The sequence below is a fragment of the Mesorhizobium sp. BR1-1-16 genome (assembly GCF_020165495.1).
Lineage (GTDB): Bacteria > Pseudomonadota > Alphaproteobacteria > Rhizobiales > Kaistiaceae > Kaistia.
Genome location: NZ_JAIUIE010000010.1, coordinates 124,876 through 140,256 on the forward strand (window position 1 = coordinate 124,876; position 15,381 = coordinate 140,256).

Here is a 15,381-nt window from a genome sequence, read left to right on the forward strand (position 1 = left end):
CGGTCGGGGCGTTGCGAGCGATGACGCTACAAGAGCCTTGCCGTCATGCCGCCGTCGATCACGAAGCCGCTGCCCGTGACGAAGGACGCCGCGTCCGACAAGAGGAACGCGATGCCGGTCGCAATCTCGCGCGGGTCGGCGATACGGGCGATCCGGTCGGTGGCGAATGAGAGCCCGGCGGCCTCGGCACCGCCCGCCTCGTCGAGGCCGTCCAGCGTCATGCGCGTCGCCACCGAGCCGACGATCAGCGCGTTCACGCGGATGTGGTCGACCGCGTAGTCGAGCGCCATCTGGCGGGAGAGTCCGAGCACCGCCGCCTTTGAGGCTGCATAGGCCGGCACTCCGGGCACGGTCGCGAGCGCGTGGACGGATGCGATATTGACGATACTGCCGCCGCCAGCGGCACGCAGATGCGGCAGCGTCGCCCGGCAAACACGAAATATGGCGGTCAGGTTGACGGCGATCGTCCGGTCCCATTCCGCGTCGGAGACGTCCTCGAGCCGCTTGCCGGTCATGTAGATGCCGGCGGCATTCACCACGCCGTCGAGCCGTCCATAGGCTGACAGGGCTGCTGCCACGGCCGCACGAACCTCGGCATCATCGGTGACATCGGTCTCGCGGAAGATGAGGGCTGTGCCCGCCTCGGCATGCTTTCGCCCGAGTTCCGAGCCTTCCTGGCCGTCGAGGCCGATGCCGAACACGCGCGCGCCCTGGGCGACAAGGTGTTCGGCGGTTGCACGCCCGATGCCCGTGCCGGCGCCGGTCACGAGAATGCTCCGCCCCTCGACCGAAGGCGACCCCGGTACGGTCCAGTTCACGTCGCCACTCCCGTTCTCAGGGCTGTCTGACCCGTCAGTTCAGCCTGTGCGGCCGCGATGATGCGCAGCACCTGCTCTTCGTCGCGCTCGCCGCGCTGGAACTCGTCGACTTGCCGGCCGTCAGCCACGACCACGCAGCGGTCGCTGAGCCCGATCACCTCCTCGAGTTCCGAGGCGACGATAACGAGAGCGACGCCCTTGTCGGCAAGCTCTGTGATGAGGCGGTAGATCTCGTGGCGGGTGGCGGCATCGACGCCCTTGGTCGGCTCGTCGAGGAGAAGCACGCGCGGCCCGTTCATCAGCACGCGCGCGAAGAGCAGCTTCTGCTGGTTGCCACCTGAGAGGTGAGCGACGCTCGCCTGCGGAGACCGGGCCTTCACATTCAGCGCGCGCATCGCCTGCACGACAGCCTTTGACTCGTTGGTCCGGCTGACAAGCTGGTGATGAGCGAACTTCTCGAGGTTGCCGATCGTGATGTTGCCGCCGACCGGAAGGTTGAACAGGAGACCGTCGCGCTTCCGATCTTCCGTGAGGAGGGCGATACCGGCCCGGCGCGCATCCGAAATGCTGCGGATCGGTCCGTCATGGTTCGCGACCTTGACGTTGCCGCTGCAGGGGATGCGTCCATAAATGGCATGCAGGATTTCCGTACGTCCCGAGCCCAGCAGGCCGACCAGCCCGAGAATCTCGCCGGCACGGACCTCGAAATTGATGCCGGAGATCCGGCGATGCACGCCGATACGGCCTTCGACCGAGAGGTCGCGAACGCTGAGCAGCACCTCCGATTGCGTCGGCGCCGCATGATGGGGGTAGAGGCGCTGCAGCTTCTGCCCGGACATCGCATAGATGATGCGTTCCTCGTTGAAGTCGGCGCGATCGATCTCAGCTACGACCCGTCCGTCGCGGAGGATCGTCGCGCGATCGCAGATCGCCATCACCTCGGGCAGGCGATGGGTGATGTAGATCATCGTCGTCCCCTGCGCCTTGAGACGGCGCAGCACGGCGAACAACTGGTCGACCTCGGCGCCGGACAGCGATGCCGTCGGTTCGTCGAGCATCAGCACCTTCGGACGCATCGAGAGCGCCCGCGCGATCATCACGAGATGGCGCTGCGCCGCGGTGAGCATCGCCACAAGCGAGCGCGGATTGATGGCAAGGCCGAGTTCGGCGAACAGCGCCTCGGTGCGCTTGTTGAGCAGACGGCGGTTCAGGAGGACGCCGCGGCCAAGCCCCGTGTGGCCGGCGAAGACATTCTCCGCCACCGAGAGCTGTTCGAGGACCTCGATCTCCTGCGGCACATAGCCGACGCCTTCGGCGCGCGCGGCCAGCGGCGAGCGGAAGGAGACGTCCTTGTCGCCCAGCAGGATCGAGCCCTTGTAGCTGCCGGCGCGGTGAACGCCGTTGAGGATCTTGACGAGGGTCGACTTGCCGGCGCCGTTCTGGCCGAGCAGCGCATGGATCTCGCCGCGGCGCACGGAAAAATCGACGCCGCGCAGCGCGGGCACGCCCGCAAAGCTCTTTGCGATGCCGATCGTCCTGATAGCGGTCTCGTCGCTCATGGTCTCCTCCCGGAGCGAAATCCTGGAAACCCGGCCTGATGGCCGGGTTTCGGGGCCGAGGCGGAGTGGTAGCTCCGCCCCGGCAGGACGGCAGGACTTACTGGCCCGCGGAATCGAGGATCTTGTAGTAGGGGTCGAGATCCGACGCGGTGATCACCTTGGCGGGGAGGGTGTTCACATAAGCGAGCTTCTTGCCTTCGGCGGCTTCGCCGGCGAGTTCGGCCGCCTTGGCGCCTTCCTCATAGAGCGGCTGCGCCACGAGGCCGTAGACATCGCCGGACTTCACGAGATCGAGGTTCTGGCGCGTGTAGTCCATCGAGATGATGACGAGGTCGCGGCCGGTGGCACGCTTGGCGCCGGACCACGTCATCGGGCCGTAGCCGGTCGTTGAGAAGGCGCCCGTCACGTCGGGATTCGCCTGCAGGATACCGACGGCCTTGGCGCGCGCCGCGCCGGGCTCGACGCCCTCATACTGGACGTCGAGGATCTTGATATCAGGGTATTTGTCGTTCAGCGCCTTCTTGAACGAGGCGGCCATCTCGTTCTCGGTGACGTTGGATCCCGACTGCGTCACCGCGACCGTGCCCTTGCCGCCCAGCTTCTCGCCCATGGCGACGCCTGCATTCGTGCCAGCCTCGGTGACGTTCTCCGCGGTGGTGGCGAGAAGGCCCTTCACGGTGCCTTCTTCGGGCACCATGTGCCACGTGACCACCGGCAGGCCCTCGCCGGAGATCTTGCCGATGAACGGATAGATCGCCGGGTCGGGCGTATAGACGGCGACGGCGTCGAACTTCTTCGAGGCGAGCGCCGCTTCGGCGAGCGGCAGCGTTGCCGGGACGTCCCAGGTCGAAGCCGAAGGATTGCCGACGACTTCGCAGGTGTAGCCGAGCTCCTTGCACTTGTTGAGGAAGCCTGCCTGCATCAGCTTGTGCACCGGATGGTCACGCAGCGGCTGGACCCACAGGATGGTCTTCCCGCTATCGGCATACGCGCTGGAACCGAGCGCGAGCAGGAGCGCGAGAGCCCCTGCCGAATGTGCGAATTTCATTTCATTCCCTCCACTGTTCGCCCGTCGACAATCGCGGGCGTTATTATGAGAACTGGCTGGTTTCAGTCCGCGGCGGCGGCCGGGACGATGGCCGGCGGATCGACGGCGACGGCCGCATCCGGGCCATTTCCAGACGGTGCGCCCTCGCCGCCGATAAACACGCGGCGTCGAAGGAGATCGAGACCAACGGCGAGGACCATGATCGTGCCGACGGCGATCTGCTGCCAGTTGGCGCCGACGCCGATCACGACGAGGCCGCTCTGGATGACCTGCAGGAGCAGCATGCCGAGCAGTCCACCGACAATCGTTCCCGCGCCTCCGAACAGGCTGACGCCGCCGACGACGACGCCGGCGATGACCGTCAACTCCCAGCCGGTGCCGATCGAGGTGATGCCGCTCGCAAGATCGGCCATGACGAACATGCCCGAGATCGAGGCCATCACCGACACGAAGACGAAGGCACAGATCTTGTAGAGGCTCGCATTGATGCCGACGAGCCGCGCGACTTCCACATTGCCGCCGGTCGCATAGAGATTGCGCCCGAGCACCGTGCGCCTCAGCACGAAGTCGGCGATCAGGCCGGCGATGAAGAAGAAGATGAAGCTCCAGCCGAGACCGAAGATCACGCGTGTTGCGCCGAAATTGCCGACGGATTCGGGCAGCGGGTAGACGGGGTTGCCGCCGGTCACGACCTGGATCAGCCCCTGTCCGATGAAGAGCATGCCGAGTGTCTGGATGAAGGCCGGGATCTTCAGCTTGACGACCACGAGGCCGTTGACGAGCCCGACCGCGGCGCCGAGGAGCAGTCCGCCGATGATCGCGACGAAGATGGGCAGATGCGCATCCTTCATCAGCATCGCGGTAACGCAGGCCGAGAGGCCCGCGATCGAGCCGACCGAAAGATCGAACTCGCCACCGATCAGCAGAACCGTCTGGCCGATCGCGATGATGCCGACAAACGAGACGAAGTTGATGATGGCTCGGATGTTCTGTGCCGAAAGGAACGCTGGCGCGATGCTGTAGAAGATGAGGCTGATCGCGATCACGGCGACAAGCACGCCAAGTTCGCTCACCGAGAGCAGGACTCTCATCTTGTTGGCGAATCCGCCAGCGCGCGCCGCATCGTCCTGCGTAGCCAAGGTCATAGCGCTCCTCCCGCCGTGCCGCTCTCTCGACGAGAATTCGTCGGGGCCGCTTCGGCAAACCTCCCCCGACGCACTACATCGGGACGTACCGATATAAAAACATGATATTATAATGTTGTCACGCCAAACCGGGCGGGCGACGCAGTTTTTTCCCGCCCGTTTTCCATCCATGGCGGGAGACGCGCGCGGCGCTAGACTTGGTAGGTGATTCCTCTTGTCCGCGATGCAGCCGCCAATGGCGAAACGCACCCCTCACTCGGGATCCGAGCCAGCCGGCAAGCTGGGCATCAAGGAGATCGCCCGCCGCGCCGGCGTTGCGCCGATGACCGTTTCGCGCGCACTCAACGACCCCGACAAGGTGTCGATCGAGACGCGCGCCCGCATCATGGAGGTCGTCGCACGCGAGGGCTTCATTCCCAACCAGCTCGCCTCCAGTATGCGAAGCGCGCGCAGGATCATCGGCACCATGGTGCCGCCGCTCATCAATTCGGGGATCGCCGAGCAGGTGCAGGGCATGTCCGATGCCTGCCAGGCGAGCGGGCACCAGCTCCTCCTGATCCAGGGAGACTTCGCCCCCGGCGCCGAGGAAAACGCCATCCGCACGCTGCTCGGCTGGCAGCCGGCCGGCCTGATCCTGCAGGCCTTCGTCCAATCGGACGCGGCGCGGCGATTGCTTATTTCCGGCCGTGTGCCGATCGTCGAGATCAGCGAAGTGCGCGGCCGCGACCCGATCGACATGGCGCTCGGCGTCTCCAATTTCGACACCGCCTATGCCATGACCTCGCATCTCCTGGACAAGGGCTATCGCCGCATCGGCTTCGTCTCGACGCCGGTCCACGGCAATGACCGCCTGCAGCAGCGGCGCATCGGTTATCGCCAGGCCCTCCTCGATCGTGGACACAGCTATCCGGCGCCGCTCGAGGTCGAACTGCCGATCACGCCGGCCGGCGGCGCGGATGCTGTCAGCATCCTGACGGAACGCGATGCCGCGCTCGACGTGATTTTCTGCTCGAGCGACACGCTGGCGATCGGCGCGGTCCAGGAGTGCCATCGCCGTGGCTGGCGCATTCCCGAGCGGCTGGCGATCGCCGGCTATGGCGATGTCGATCTCGCGTCGCAGCTTTTTCCGCGCCTCACGACCGTCCATGTCGATCGCTACGGCATGGGCCGGCGCGCCGTCGAACAACTGGTGAAGAGCCTCGCCGGCGAAGACATTCCGAAGGTCGAGACGATCGGGTTTGAGATCATCGACCGCGAAAGCGCTTAAAGATGCGCCGCTCAGAGCACGACCTCCCGCTCGCGGCCGCCGTTCAGCCTGCGCTCGAGATGCTGGCCGAGCAGGGAGAGCGGCCAGCATAGCGCGAAATAGATGACAGCCACCGTCCCGAACACGATTACCGGCTGGAAGGTGACTGTGTTGATCATGGTCGCCGCGCGCGAGAGTTCGACGAGGCCGATCAGCGAGGCGACCGAGGTCGTCTTCACGATTTGCACCATGAAACCGACTGTCGGCGGCAGACTGAGGCGGCTCGCCTGCGGGATGATGACGAGGCGAAGGGTTGCGACATAGCGCAGACCGAGCGCTTTCGACGCCTCCCATTGTCCCTTGGCGACGGCTTCGATCGATCCGCGGAAAATCTCGCCGAAGAAGGCGCCGGCGTTGAGACAGAAGGCGATGGCTGCCGCCGGCCAGGGATCGGGCCGAAGCCCGATGAAGGCGGTGCCGTAATAGACCATGAAAAGCTGGATCAGGATCGGCGTGCTCTGGAAAAAGCCGATATAGGCCGACGCGGCATGCCGGAGGAGGGCGCTTGGGCTGACACGAAGGCCGGCGAGGAAAAGCCCGAGACATCCGCCGCCGACGACTGTGACGACAGCGAGCAGGATGGTCCAGCGCGTCGCCATCAGCAGGAAGAAGAGTTCGTTCGGGCCGAATTCGCGGAGGCTCATCTGATGGTCCTCACGCCTTCCAGCGGAACAACACGAGCGAGACCAGGCGGAACAGCAGGCTGCAGGCGCGGACCAGGATGAAATAGATGATGGCAATCACGATGTAGATCTCGAAATTGCGGAAGGTCTGCATGGCGAGATTGTTGGCGACCGCCGTCAGTTCCTCGGCCGCGATCGCCGATACGATCGATGTGCCCAGAAGTTGCAGGATGAACTGGCTCGTCAGTGCCGGATAGACGGCGCGGGCGGCTGGAACGACAATGACATGCCTGATGATCTGGCGCCGCGACAGCCCGAGCGACTTTGCCGCCTCGATCTGCCCGCCGGGGATCGACTGGATGCCGGCCCGCAGAATCTCGACGGCATAGGCGCCGAGATGGATCGAGAGAGCGAGGATCGCGGCCTGGTCGCTCGACAGCTTCACGCCCATCAGTGGAAGGGAGAAGAAGACAAAGTAAAGCTGAACGAGCAGCGGCGTATTGCGGATGATCTCGACATAGACGGCGACGATCCGCTTCAGCCAGATCGGGCCGAAGCTTCGTGCCAGCGCTCCGGCGAGGCCGATGACAAAGCCGATCGCCGATGAGGCGGCGGTAAGCTCCATCGTCCGCACGGCGCCATAGATCAGCTCGTCGCTGTGACGGAAGATCGGCCCAAACTGGAAGACATAGTTCACGTCGCGCTCCCGTCATGACCAGGCCGCCCGACCCGATCGCGCATGGGCCGGGTCAGGGATCGTTGGATCGGCGTCGCTGATCAGAAGGTCGGCAGCGGCGGCAGCGGGACCTTCCTGTATTTCATCGACAGCCGGTCGAGCGTGCCGTCCTGACGCAGCGTGAAGATGAAGGTGTTGAGCCACTGCAGCAGCTCGGGACTATCCTTTCGGACGCCGATGCCGAAATAGAACGTCTTCAGGATGTATTTCAGCTCGAAGTCATCGCCCTTGGCGCTCTTCTTGAGATAGATGTCGCCATAGTCGCCGCCGCCCATGGCGTCGATCTGCCCCGACAGCATCGCCTGCGAGATGGACGCGTAATCGTCGAAGCGAAGGATCTCGATGCCGGGAATATCCTTGGCGGCGGCCGTCAGCAGCCCGTCTTCGCCGGTGCCGCGGGTCACCCCCACCTTGAGCCCCGCCAGATCCTTGGCCGACTTGATGTTGACGCTCTTCGGCGCCAGCACCACGGAAGACTGCGAAGCGTAGGGGATGCTGAAGGCGATCTGCAATGCGCGCTCGGCGGTGATCGAGAAGATCGAGACCACCATGTCGGCGCGGCCGGTCAGGAGGGCGGGAATGCGTCCGGGGGAGGTCACGGTCACGAATTCGACCGGAACGCCCATCGCCTTGCCGATCAGCTGTGCCAACTCGATGTCGAAGCCAGACGGCTGCATGTCGTTGTCGATCATGCCATAGGGCGGGGTGGTCGTGTCGATGGCAATGGTCACCTTGCCGGCCGAGACGATGTCGTCAACCGTCGTCGCGTCCGCCGCGCGCGGCATGGCCGACGTGACGAGGAGACCGAGAACGAGTGCGGCGGCGCCGTGTAGAACGGTGCGGCGATGGCTTTGGCGCATGGCTTTCCTCCTGTTGGGATTGCACTAACCGCCGCTCTTTTGGCGGCATTCGGTGTGCTGGCGTTTCCTCTGCTCTTCTGGCGGCGGGTGCTCGCTGATCTGCGACGGACTTGCGGTGTCCACGGCTGCCCGGTCCAATCGCGCCGGCTACTTGCGTGCCAGGCGACGACAAAGACGAACATACTATTATAACATTGGCAAGCGCCGTGGATGGCGCAACGCTGAATTGTCAAACACCGGTCGTCCGCGTCCCAAGCCGCTTTTCCCAACCCGGCTGATGGATGTTGAGAAAGGCCGCGGGATCGTAGGGATGGGCGCGCGCGACCGCGTCGTCGAGCTCTAGGCCGAGGCCGGGAGCGTCGGGGAGGGAGAGATGAGCGGTACGGGCATCGATCGTCGGATGCCAGGAGACGAGATCGTGCGTCCACGGCTCGTTGAAGGCGTCGAAATGTTCCTGGATCAGGAAGTTCGGCACGGCCGCGGCGAGTTGCAGGCACACTGCGGTCGCGACCGGGCCGCCGCTCTGGTGCGGCGCGATATAGCTGCCATGGGCAAGCGCGACATTGGCAACAGCCAGCGTGTTGGTGATGCCGCCGAGCGACATCGGCTCTGGCTGGAAGATGTTGACGCCGCCGCCTTCGGCGAGGGTGAAGAACTGGCCGAGCGTATCGTACATCTCGCCGGTGGCGACGCGGATGGGCGAGACGCGCGCGACGGGATGCACGGTCTCCTGCCGGTCACGGGTGGTCGGCTCCTCCCACCAATAGAGATCGAGCGGGGCAAGCCGCTGCGCCGCCCGGATCGCCTCCGTCTCGGTGAAGCGCGCATGGACATCGATCAGGAGGCGCGTGCCCTTCGGCAGTTTCTCGCGCAGCATCCTGAGGATGTCATAGGCGATGTCGAGTTCGTCATCGTCGATGAAGCCCTGCGCCGTGCCGAAGGGGTCGAGCTTCATCGCCTTGAAGCCCTTGGCGATCACGGTCTCGGCCGCGGCGAGGAAGGCCTCAGGCGTCCGCTCGGTGCGATACCAGCCATTGGCGTAGCCGAGCACGCTGTCACGCATGCGTCCGCCAATCAGCTGATGGATCGGTACGCCCAGCGATTTGCCGAGGATATCCCAGCAGGCAACTTCGACCGCGGCAATCGCCGTCCGGTGGATGTGCCCGCCATCGAGCGAGACCCCGTCCAACATGGCCTTGGCGAGGCGGTTCACCTGGCGCGGGTCCTTGCCGATGACGAAGTGCTCGAGTTCGCGAACCGCAGCTTCCGTCGTCCGGATGAAGCCGTTCAGCGTGCCCTCGCCGAGGCCCGAAATCCCTTTGTCAGTGTGGACGCGGACGAAAAGCCAGTTCTTCCAGCCGGCGCCGACCGTGAAAGTCTCGATCCCCTCGATCCTCATGATGCGATCCTTCCTTCGGCGGCGGACACGATGTGCTCGACCGTGATGCCGTAGCGCTGCTGCAGGGTGGGCACGGCGCCGCATTCGATGAAGCGGTCGGGCAGGCCAATGCGGGCAAGCGGTCTCGCCACGACGGCGTCGAACAGCGTCTCGGCGACGAGCGAGGCGAGACCGCCGCGCATGACGTGGTTCTCCGCCGTGACCACGCGGGACACTGAGGCGGCGAAGTTCGCAACGGCCTCGCTGTCGAACGGTTTCAGCGTCGGGACATGCAGAACGCCTGCCTTTATCCCGCGTGCGTCAAGGCGGGCGGCAGCATCGAGCGCGCGCTCGGTCATGAAGCCGCTTGCGATGATACCGACATCAGCGCCTTCGCAGAGGCGAACGGCTTTGCCGATTTCGAAGCGGTAGGTCGCCGGATCGAGCACGACCGGAACATTGCCGCGCAAGAGTCGCATATAGACGGGGCCATCATGCGCCGCGGCCGCGCGCGTCGCCGCCGCGATGTCGGTCGCGTCGCAAGGGTCGATGACGACGAGGCCGGGGATCATGCGCATCAATGCGAGATCTTCGATCGCCTGATGCGTGCCGCCATAGCCCGTGGTGAGGCCGGGCAGGCCGGCGACGATCTTCACATTCTGCCGCGCATGAGCGACGGCGATGGCGACATAGTCATAGGCCCGGCGGCTGGCGAACACGCCATAGGTGGTCGCAAAGGGTGTGAAACCGGTCTGCGCAAGGCCCGCTGCCACGGCGACGAGGTTCTGCTCGGCCATGCCGACATTGAAGAAGCGTTCCGGGAACGTATCGCGAAAGGGCAGGATGTCGGTGTATTTGCCAAGATCCGCAGTGAGGCCAACGACTTCAGGTCGCTCCCGCCCGATCTCGATGAGAGCCTTGCCGAACGGCGCCGCGACGATCGGCCGTTCGCCGCTGGCCTCGTCGATGCCCATGGCCAATGTGCGCGCCACCTCAGCCATGGGAGACCTCCGCTTCACGTTCAAGTTCGGCTCGCAGCGCCGCCCATTCGCCGGCATCGACCCGAACGAAATGCGCCCTTTCGCGATTTTCCAGCGTTGGCACGCCCTTGCCGGGGCGGGTGCGCAGCACGATGGCATGCGGCCGTCCTTCGGCCCGGCGCGCCTCTTCGAGCGCGGTGAGGACCGCCGCAAGATCATTGCCGTCGATCTCCTGCGTCGCGAAGCCGAAGGCGCGCCACTTATCCGCGACGGGCTCCATATTGAGCACCACGGGCCCGTCGGCCTGGATGCCGTTGCAGTCGATCAGCGCCACGAGATTATCGAGGCCGAAATGGCCGGCCGACATTGCGGCTTCCCAGGTCGCGCCCTCCTGCATCTCGCCGTCCGACAGCTCCACGAAGACCCGCGCCGCCGATTGTTTGAGGCGCAGCCCGAGCGCCATGCCGACGCCCTGGCCGAGGCCATGGCCGAGGGAGCCGCCGATGATCTCGACACCCGGCGTCGTATCGAGCGTCGACATGTCGAGCCGGCTGTCGTCGGCGCCATAGGTCGGCAGTTCGGAAAGCGGAATGACGCCCGCCTCAGCCAGCGCCGCCCACAGTGCGATGGAATAATGCCCGGTCGAGAGCACGAAGCGGTCCCGGTCCGGCGCCCGCACATCGCCTGGGTCGTGACGCAGTTCGTGGAAATAGAGCGCGGCGAGGACATCGGCGATGCCGAGGCCCTGGCCGACATAGCCCTGGCCCGGTCCTTCGGCCATCAGGAGGATGTGTCGCCGCATGTTCGTCGCATGGGCGCGGATCGCGGCGATATCCGGCTCTGCCGGCAGGTGGTTGCGAAGCGCCATGGTCAGTCCTTGTCGAGGCCGCCCGAGGCGTTGAGCCGCTCGGCGGTGATGTAGGAGGGCGCATCGAGCGCCAGCCAGACGACGACCGCGGCGACCTCGCCGATCTCGGCGCGCCGGCCGACCGGCACCCGGCGCGTCCGCTCGTCGAGGAAAGCGGCGACATCGTTGCGGCCCTCGATCGCGGCGAGCTTTTCCTCGGTCGAGCGCTGCATCTCGGTATCCATCATGCCCGGCGCGACGCTGTTGACCCGCACGCCCGAGGGGGCGAGGGCGACCGCGGCGGCGCGCGTGATCGAATCCACAGCCGCCTTGCTGGCCGCGTAGGCTGTGTAGTTCGGCAGCGCCATGCGCGAGGCCGGGGAGGTGAGGTTGATGATGCGGCCTGACCCCTGCCCGGCCATCACCCGGCCGGCGGCTGCGGTGAGGAGGGCGAGCGCCTTGACGTTGATGGAAAACGTCCGGTCCCAGAGCGCGGCCGTCATCTCGAGGAAGCGCTCAATGCCGCCATAGCCGGCATTGTTCACGAGGATATCGATGCCGCCCCAATGCGCGACGACGGTATCGACCGCTGCCTCCGGCGCGTCTCCGGCGGCGAGATCACCGATGATGGCGAGGGTGCTGGCGTTCGGACCGCACAGGGCCGCCGTCTCCTCGACGCCCTTGGCGTTGAGATCGGCGAGGGCGACCGAAACGCCGCGCGCCGCAAGATCGATGGCGACCTGGCGGCCGAGGCCACCGCCAGCCCCCGTGATCAGGGCGCGCGGAGCGGCGCCTCCGCCTCTCCCGTCTTCATCCGTCTCGACCATGGCTCCATCCCTGTTTTGAACGTGATGGTAACGTTATCATTATAATATCGTCAAGGCTGTGAAGGCCATTCAGCCGACGTCTAGCTGCCCGAGTAGCGCAGCCAGTCCCGATATTGAGCCTCGGCGGCGGTGCGGAAATAATAGATGTCGCTGCCGGCCGCCACGAAAGCGAAGCCGTCGTCGAAGGCCTTCTGCCAGGTCGTTCCGCGCCGTGGCACGGTGCCGAGCGGCTTGCCGGTCGGCTCGACTGCGGCGACGCATTCGGCGATCAGCGCCTCGACCTCGGGTGCATTGGTCTCGCCCGGCAGGCCGACGCTGCCCGAAAGATCGGTCGGCCCGATGAAGACGACGTCGACGCCGTCGACATCGGCGATGGCGCGTGCGTTCTTCACGCCGAGCACCGTCTCGATCTGCACGATGATGATGAACTCGTCATGGATGCGCTGGAGATAGTCCTTGGCGATTCCATAGCCAGCAGCCCGTGTGATGTCCCAGGCATTGCCGCGCTTCCCGACCGGCGGAAAGCGCAGCGCGTCGACGATCTGCCTAGCCTGCTCCGCTGTCTCCACCATCGGAACCAGCACGCCCTCGGCCCCGCCGTCGGCGATGCGCCGCAGCGTGATCGGGTCTGAGGACGGCACGCGGATCAGCGAGGTCGTATCGGTCACCGCGGCGGCGCGCGCCATATCGATCGCCGCCTGCATGTCACCCGGCCCGTGCTCCTGGTCCATGATGAAGAAATCGAATCCGACCAGTGCCGCGATTTCGGCGAAAGTCGGATCTGCGCTTTGCAGCCAAATGCCGAACGATTTCTCTCCGGCCGCGAGCTTGGCCTTGAGGCGGTTCCTGCGGATCATGATGGGCGCGTCCTAACGGTGGGTGCGAAGGGGATCAGTCGTGACGGCGAAGCGCGCGAGCTTGGCGCGGAACCCTGGACGGTCGAGCACATCGCGATTGAGCACGTGGGCCGGAACGAGGCCCTCCGCGGCGCGAATGATGCCGTTCGCCATCGTCGTCATGGTCAGGCGTGCCGCATCGAGTGTCGACGGCAGCCAGTGCGGCGTCAGGATGACGTTGTCGAGCGCAACGAGCGGATCGTCGGCGGGGAGGGGTTCGTGCTCGAAGACGTCGAGCCCCGCGCCGGCAAACCACCGCTCACGAAGCGCGGTGACGAGCGCCGCCTGATCGACGATCTCGCCGCGCGCGACATTGATGAAATAGGCCGATGCTTTCATCAGGCGAAGTTCGCGCGGGCCGATCATGCCGCGTGTCGACGCGTCGAGGCGATTGTGAAGGCTCACGAAATCCGATTTGCGAAACACGTCGTCCAGCGAGCCGACGAGAGCGACGCCGAGCGCCGCGGCTTCGGCGGCGTCGGCGCGCGGCGAAAAAGCGACGATGCGCATGCCCCATGGCGCGGCGAGACGCGCGAGCTCGCGTCCGCTGGCGCCGAGCCCGACGATGCCGAGTGTCTTGCCGGGGAGGTCGATGCCCATTGCTGCGGCTTGCTGGTCCCAGCGGCCGCTGCGAACGATCCGCTCCTGCTGCGGCAGCCGCTTGGCAAGCGCGATCATCAGCAGGAAAGCCGAGGAGGCCGTCGCATGGGTGAGCGTGTCAGGCGCGTTGAACACGGCGACATCGTTCGCCGTGCAGGCGGCAAGGTCGATCTTGTCATAGCCGGCGCCGGCCCGACCGATGACGGTCAGCCGCTCCGCGCCATTTGCGAAAGTGGACGCCTTCACCCAGGGCCGGAAGATGACGATGCCGTCGGCATCGGCGATATCGGTAGCGCTCACTTCCAGCGAATAGAGGCGGCTCTGATAGGTCGCATCATCAGGGCGCGGCGACTGGCCGCGGAGATAGTCGACGCGAACAGACGGATGGGCATCGTAGAGATCGAGCGCGATATCGGGCACGGCGAGCCGTCCCTCCGCGTCGAGATAGTCGCCTGTGTAGGAGACGGTGAAGGGTGTCATCTCACCACCGCTTCAACGTCTCGTCGGTGCTGACCTCGACCCGCGCATTCGGGCGCGAGAACAGATCTTCCCGAAGTGTCGTGCCGAGACCGGGGCGGTCTGGCAGCAGGAGATGCCCGTCGCGCACCTCGATCCGGTCGGTGACCACGTCGTCATACCAGCCGTCGATATAGCCGCGGACCGTCTCCATGATCAGCGCGTTCGGGATGTGGTGCATCAGATGCGTCGCTGCCCAGAGCGCGACCGGGCCGATCGTGTCGTGGCAGGTGACGGGCAGGAAATAGGTATCCGCCATCGACGCGATCTTGCGGCCCTCGGTCAGGCCGCCGCCCCAGGAGAGGTCGGGCATGATGATATCGGCAGCGCCCTTCTCGATCCATGGCCGGAAACCAAACCGCGTGAAGACGCGCTCGCTCTGGCAGATCGGAATATTCGTCGCCTGCTTCAGTCTCAAATACGGCTCGACATTATCCGGTGGCATGATTTCCTCGAGCCACAGGATGTCGAGCGGCTCGATCGCGCGCGCGATCTTCACCGCTGTGCCGAGATCCCAGCGCGCGTGACCTTCGATGGCGATTTCCATCCGGTCGCCGACGGCGCGGCGAATGTCCTCGATGATCGCGACACCCGCCTTCAATTCGTCCTGCGTGATCGAATGGCCGCGTGGGCCGGCCGCCGTCTGCGCGCCCCAGATCACCATCGGCTTCCGGCTGTCGACCGGCCCCGAAAGGGTCGGGCCGAACTGGTCGAACGGCCAGATCTTCATCGCCGTGATGCCCTGCGCTAGGAGATCGGTGGCGAGTTCTCCCGCCTTGCCGTTCAGCCAGGCGTTGAGATCGTCATATTTCCCGTAGCCGACGCAGGTATTGTAGGCGCGGATGCGGTCGCGGCTGCGCCCGCCGAGCATCGTGTAGATCGGCTCGCCGGCGTTCTGTCCGGCAAGATCCCAAAGCGCGACGTCGATCGCCGAGATCGCCCGCATTTCCGCGCCATAAGCCCCGCAGAAATTCACCAGCGCGAACATGTTCTGCCAGTGGTTCTCGATGTCGCGCGCGTCGCGTCCGATGAGGAGCGGCGCGAAGATGTCATGGATGATCGCGGCAACGGCGCGCGGCAAATAATAGGTCTCGCCGATACCGACGAGGCCCTTGTCGGTGTAGATGCGGACCCAGAGATTGTTGGGCAGCGCTTGGCGCGCCTTCGGGTTGAGCTTCGCCCATTCGGTCTGCGGCAACGCCTCGAACCAGAGCGTCTCGATTTTCGTGATCTTCATCGCTG

Annotated in this window: 15 protein-coding genes; 1 reads left to right on the plus strand and 14 read right to left on the minus strand. The window is 65.4% G+C overall.

Features of this window, described 5'->3' with window-relative positions; genetic code table 11:
- Positions 1-26: 26 nt before the first annotated feature.
- The 4 genes from LB518_RS19130 to LB518_RS19145 all read right to left on the minus strand — a co-directional run bounded on the left by LB518_RS19130 (position 27) and on the right by LB518_RS19145 (position 4,570).
- Positions 27-818 (minus strand): SDR family NAD(P)-dependent oxidoreductase, encoded by a 792-nt coding sequence (locus LB518_RS19130; protein ID WP_224579406.1) that lies wholly within the window; start codon positions 816-818, stop codon positions 27-29.
- Positions 815-2,377 (minus strand): sugar ABC transporter ATP-binding protein, encoded by a 1,563-nt coding sequence (locus LB518_RS19135; RefSeq protein ID WP_224579407.1) that lies wholly within the window; start codon positions 2,375-2,377, stop codon positions 815-817. Before LB518_RS19135 ends, LB518_RS19130 begins: the two co-directional genes overlap by 4 nt.
- A 97-nt stretch (positions 2,378-2,474) precedes the next feature.
- Positions 2,475-3,425 carry a sugar ABC transporter substrate-binding protein gene (locus LB518_RS19140; RefSeq protein WP_224579408.1) on the minus strand — a complete coding sequence of 317 codons (951 nt, stop codon included), beginning with the start codon at positions 3,423-3,425 and terminating at the stop codon, positions 2,475-2,477.
- Between the two features lie 62 nt (positions 3,426-3,487).
- Entirely contained in the window at positions 3,488-4,570 is a 1,083-nt protein-coding gene (locus LB518_RS19145) for an ABC transporter permease (protein ID WP_224579409.1), read from the minus strand.
- Between the two features lie 235 nt (positions 4,571-4,805).
- On the opposite strand from LB518_RS19145, the gene LB518_RS19150 reads away from it, so the two are divergent.
- Positions 4,806-5,837, plus strand: a complete 1,032-nt coding sequence (locus LB518_RS19150; RefSeq protein ID WP_224579410.1) for a LacI family DNA-binding transcriptional regulator — start codon at positions 4,806-4,808, stop codon at positions 5,835-5,837.
- An 11-nt stretch (positions 5,838-5,848) separates the two neighbouring features.
- Here the strand turns inward: LB518_RS19150 and LB518_RS19155 are convergent, their stop codons facing one another.
- From LB518_RS19155 to LB518_RS19200, 10 genes are all read right to left on the minus strand, one after another.
- Positions 5,849-6,520 (minus strand): amino acid ABC transporter permease, encoded by a 672-nt coding sequence (locus tag LB518_RS19155; RefSeq protein WP_224579411.1) that lies wholly within the window; start codon positions 6,518-6,520, stop codon positions 5,849-5,851.
- A gap of 10 nt (positions 6,521-6,530) precedes the next feature.
- A complete protein-coding gene (locus LB518_RS19160; RefSeq protein ID WP_224579412.1) occupies positions 6,531-7,196 on the minus strand; it encodes an amino acid ABC transporter permease in 666 nt (221 codons plus the stop codon).
- Positions 7,197-7,276: 80 nt separating this feature from the next.
- A complete protein-coding gene (locus LB518_RS19165; RefSeq protein WP_224579413.1) occupies positions 7,277-8,095 on the minus strand; it encodes a transporter substrate-binding domain-containing protein in 819 nt (272 codons plus the stop codon).
- A 229-nt stretch (positions 8,096-8,324) separates the two neighbouring features.
- On the minus strand, positions 8,325-9,494 hold the full coding sequence (locus tag LB518_RS19170; RefSeq protein ID WP_224579414.1) for a mandelate racemase/muconate lactonizing enzyme family protein: 1,170 nt from the start codon (positions 9,492-9,494) through the stop codon (positions 8,325-8,327).
- On the minus strand, positions 9,491-10,474 hold the full coding sequence (locus LB518_RS19175) for a transketolase family protein (protein WP_224579415.1): 984 nt from the start codon (positions 10,472-10,474) through the stop codon (positions 9,491-9,493). The genes LB518_RS19170 and LB518_RS19175 overlap by 4 nt, the downstream gene beginning before the upstream one ends.
- Positions 10,467-11,321: a transketolase gene (locus LB518_RS19180; RefSeq protein ID WP_502845850.1), complete on the minus strand. Its 855-nt coding sequence runs from the start codon at positions 11,319-11,321 to the stop codon at positions 10,467-10,469. Before LB518_RS19180 ends, LB518_RS19175 begins: the two co-directional genes overlap by 8 nt.
- Before the next feature lie 2 nt (positions 11,322-11,323).
- Positions 11,324-12,127: an SDR family NAD(P)-dependent oxidoreductase gene (locus LB518_RS19185; RefSeq protein WP_224579416.1), complete on the minus strand. Its 804-nt coding sequence runs from the start codon at positions 12,125-12,127 to the stop codon at positions 11,324-11,326.
- A gap of 80 nt (positions 12,128-12,207) precedes the next feature.
- Positions 12,208-12,984, minus strand: coding sequence for an HpcH/HpaI aldolase family protein (locus tag LB518_RS19190; RefSeq protein ID WP_224579417.1), 777 nt, complete (start codon positions 12,982-12,984; stop codon positions 12,208-12,210).
- Between the two features lie 12 nt (positions 12,985-12,996).
- Positions 12,997-14,103: an NAD(P)-dependent oxidoreductase gene (locus LB518_RS19195; RefSeq protein ID WP_224579418.1), complete on the minus strand. Its 1,107-nt coding sequence runs from the start codon at positions 14,101-14,103 to the stop codon at positions 12,997-12,999.
- A 1-nt stretch (position 14,104) separates the two neighbouring features.
- The gene (locus tag LB518_RS19200; RefSeq protein WP_224579419.1) at positions 14,105-15,376 is read right to left on the minus strand and encodes a mandelate racemase/muconate lactonizing enzyme family protein; all 1,272 of its coding nucleotides are present in this window, start codon (positions 15,374-15,376) and stop codon (positions 14,105-14,107) included.
- Between the last annotated feature and the right edge of the window lie 5 nt (positions 15,377-15,381).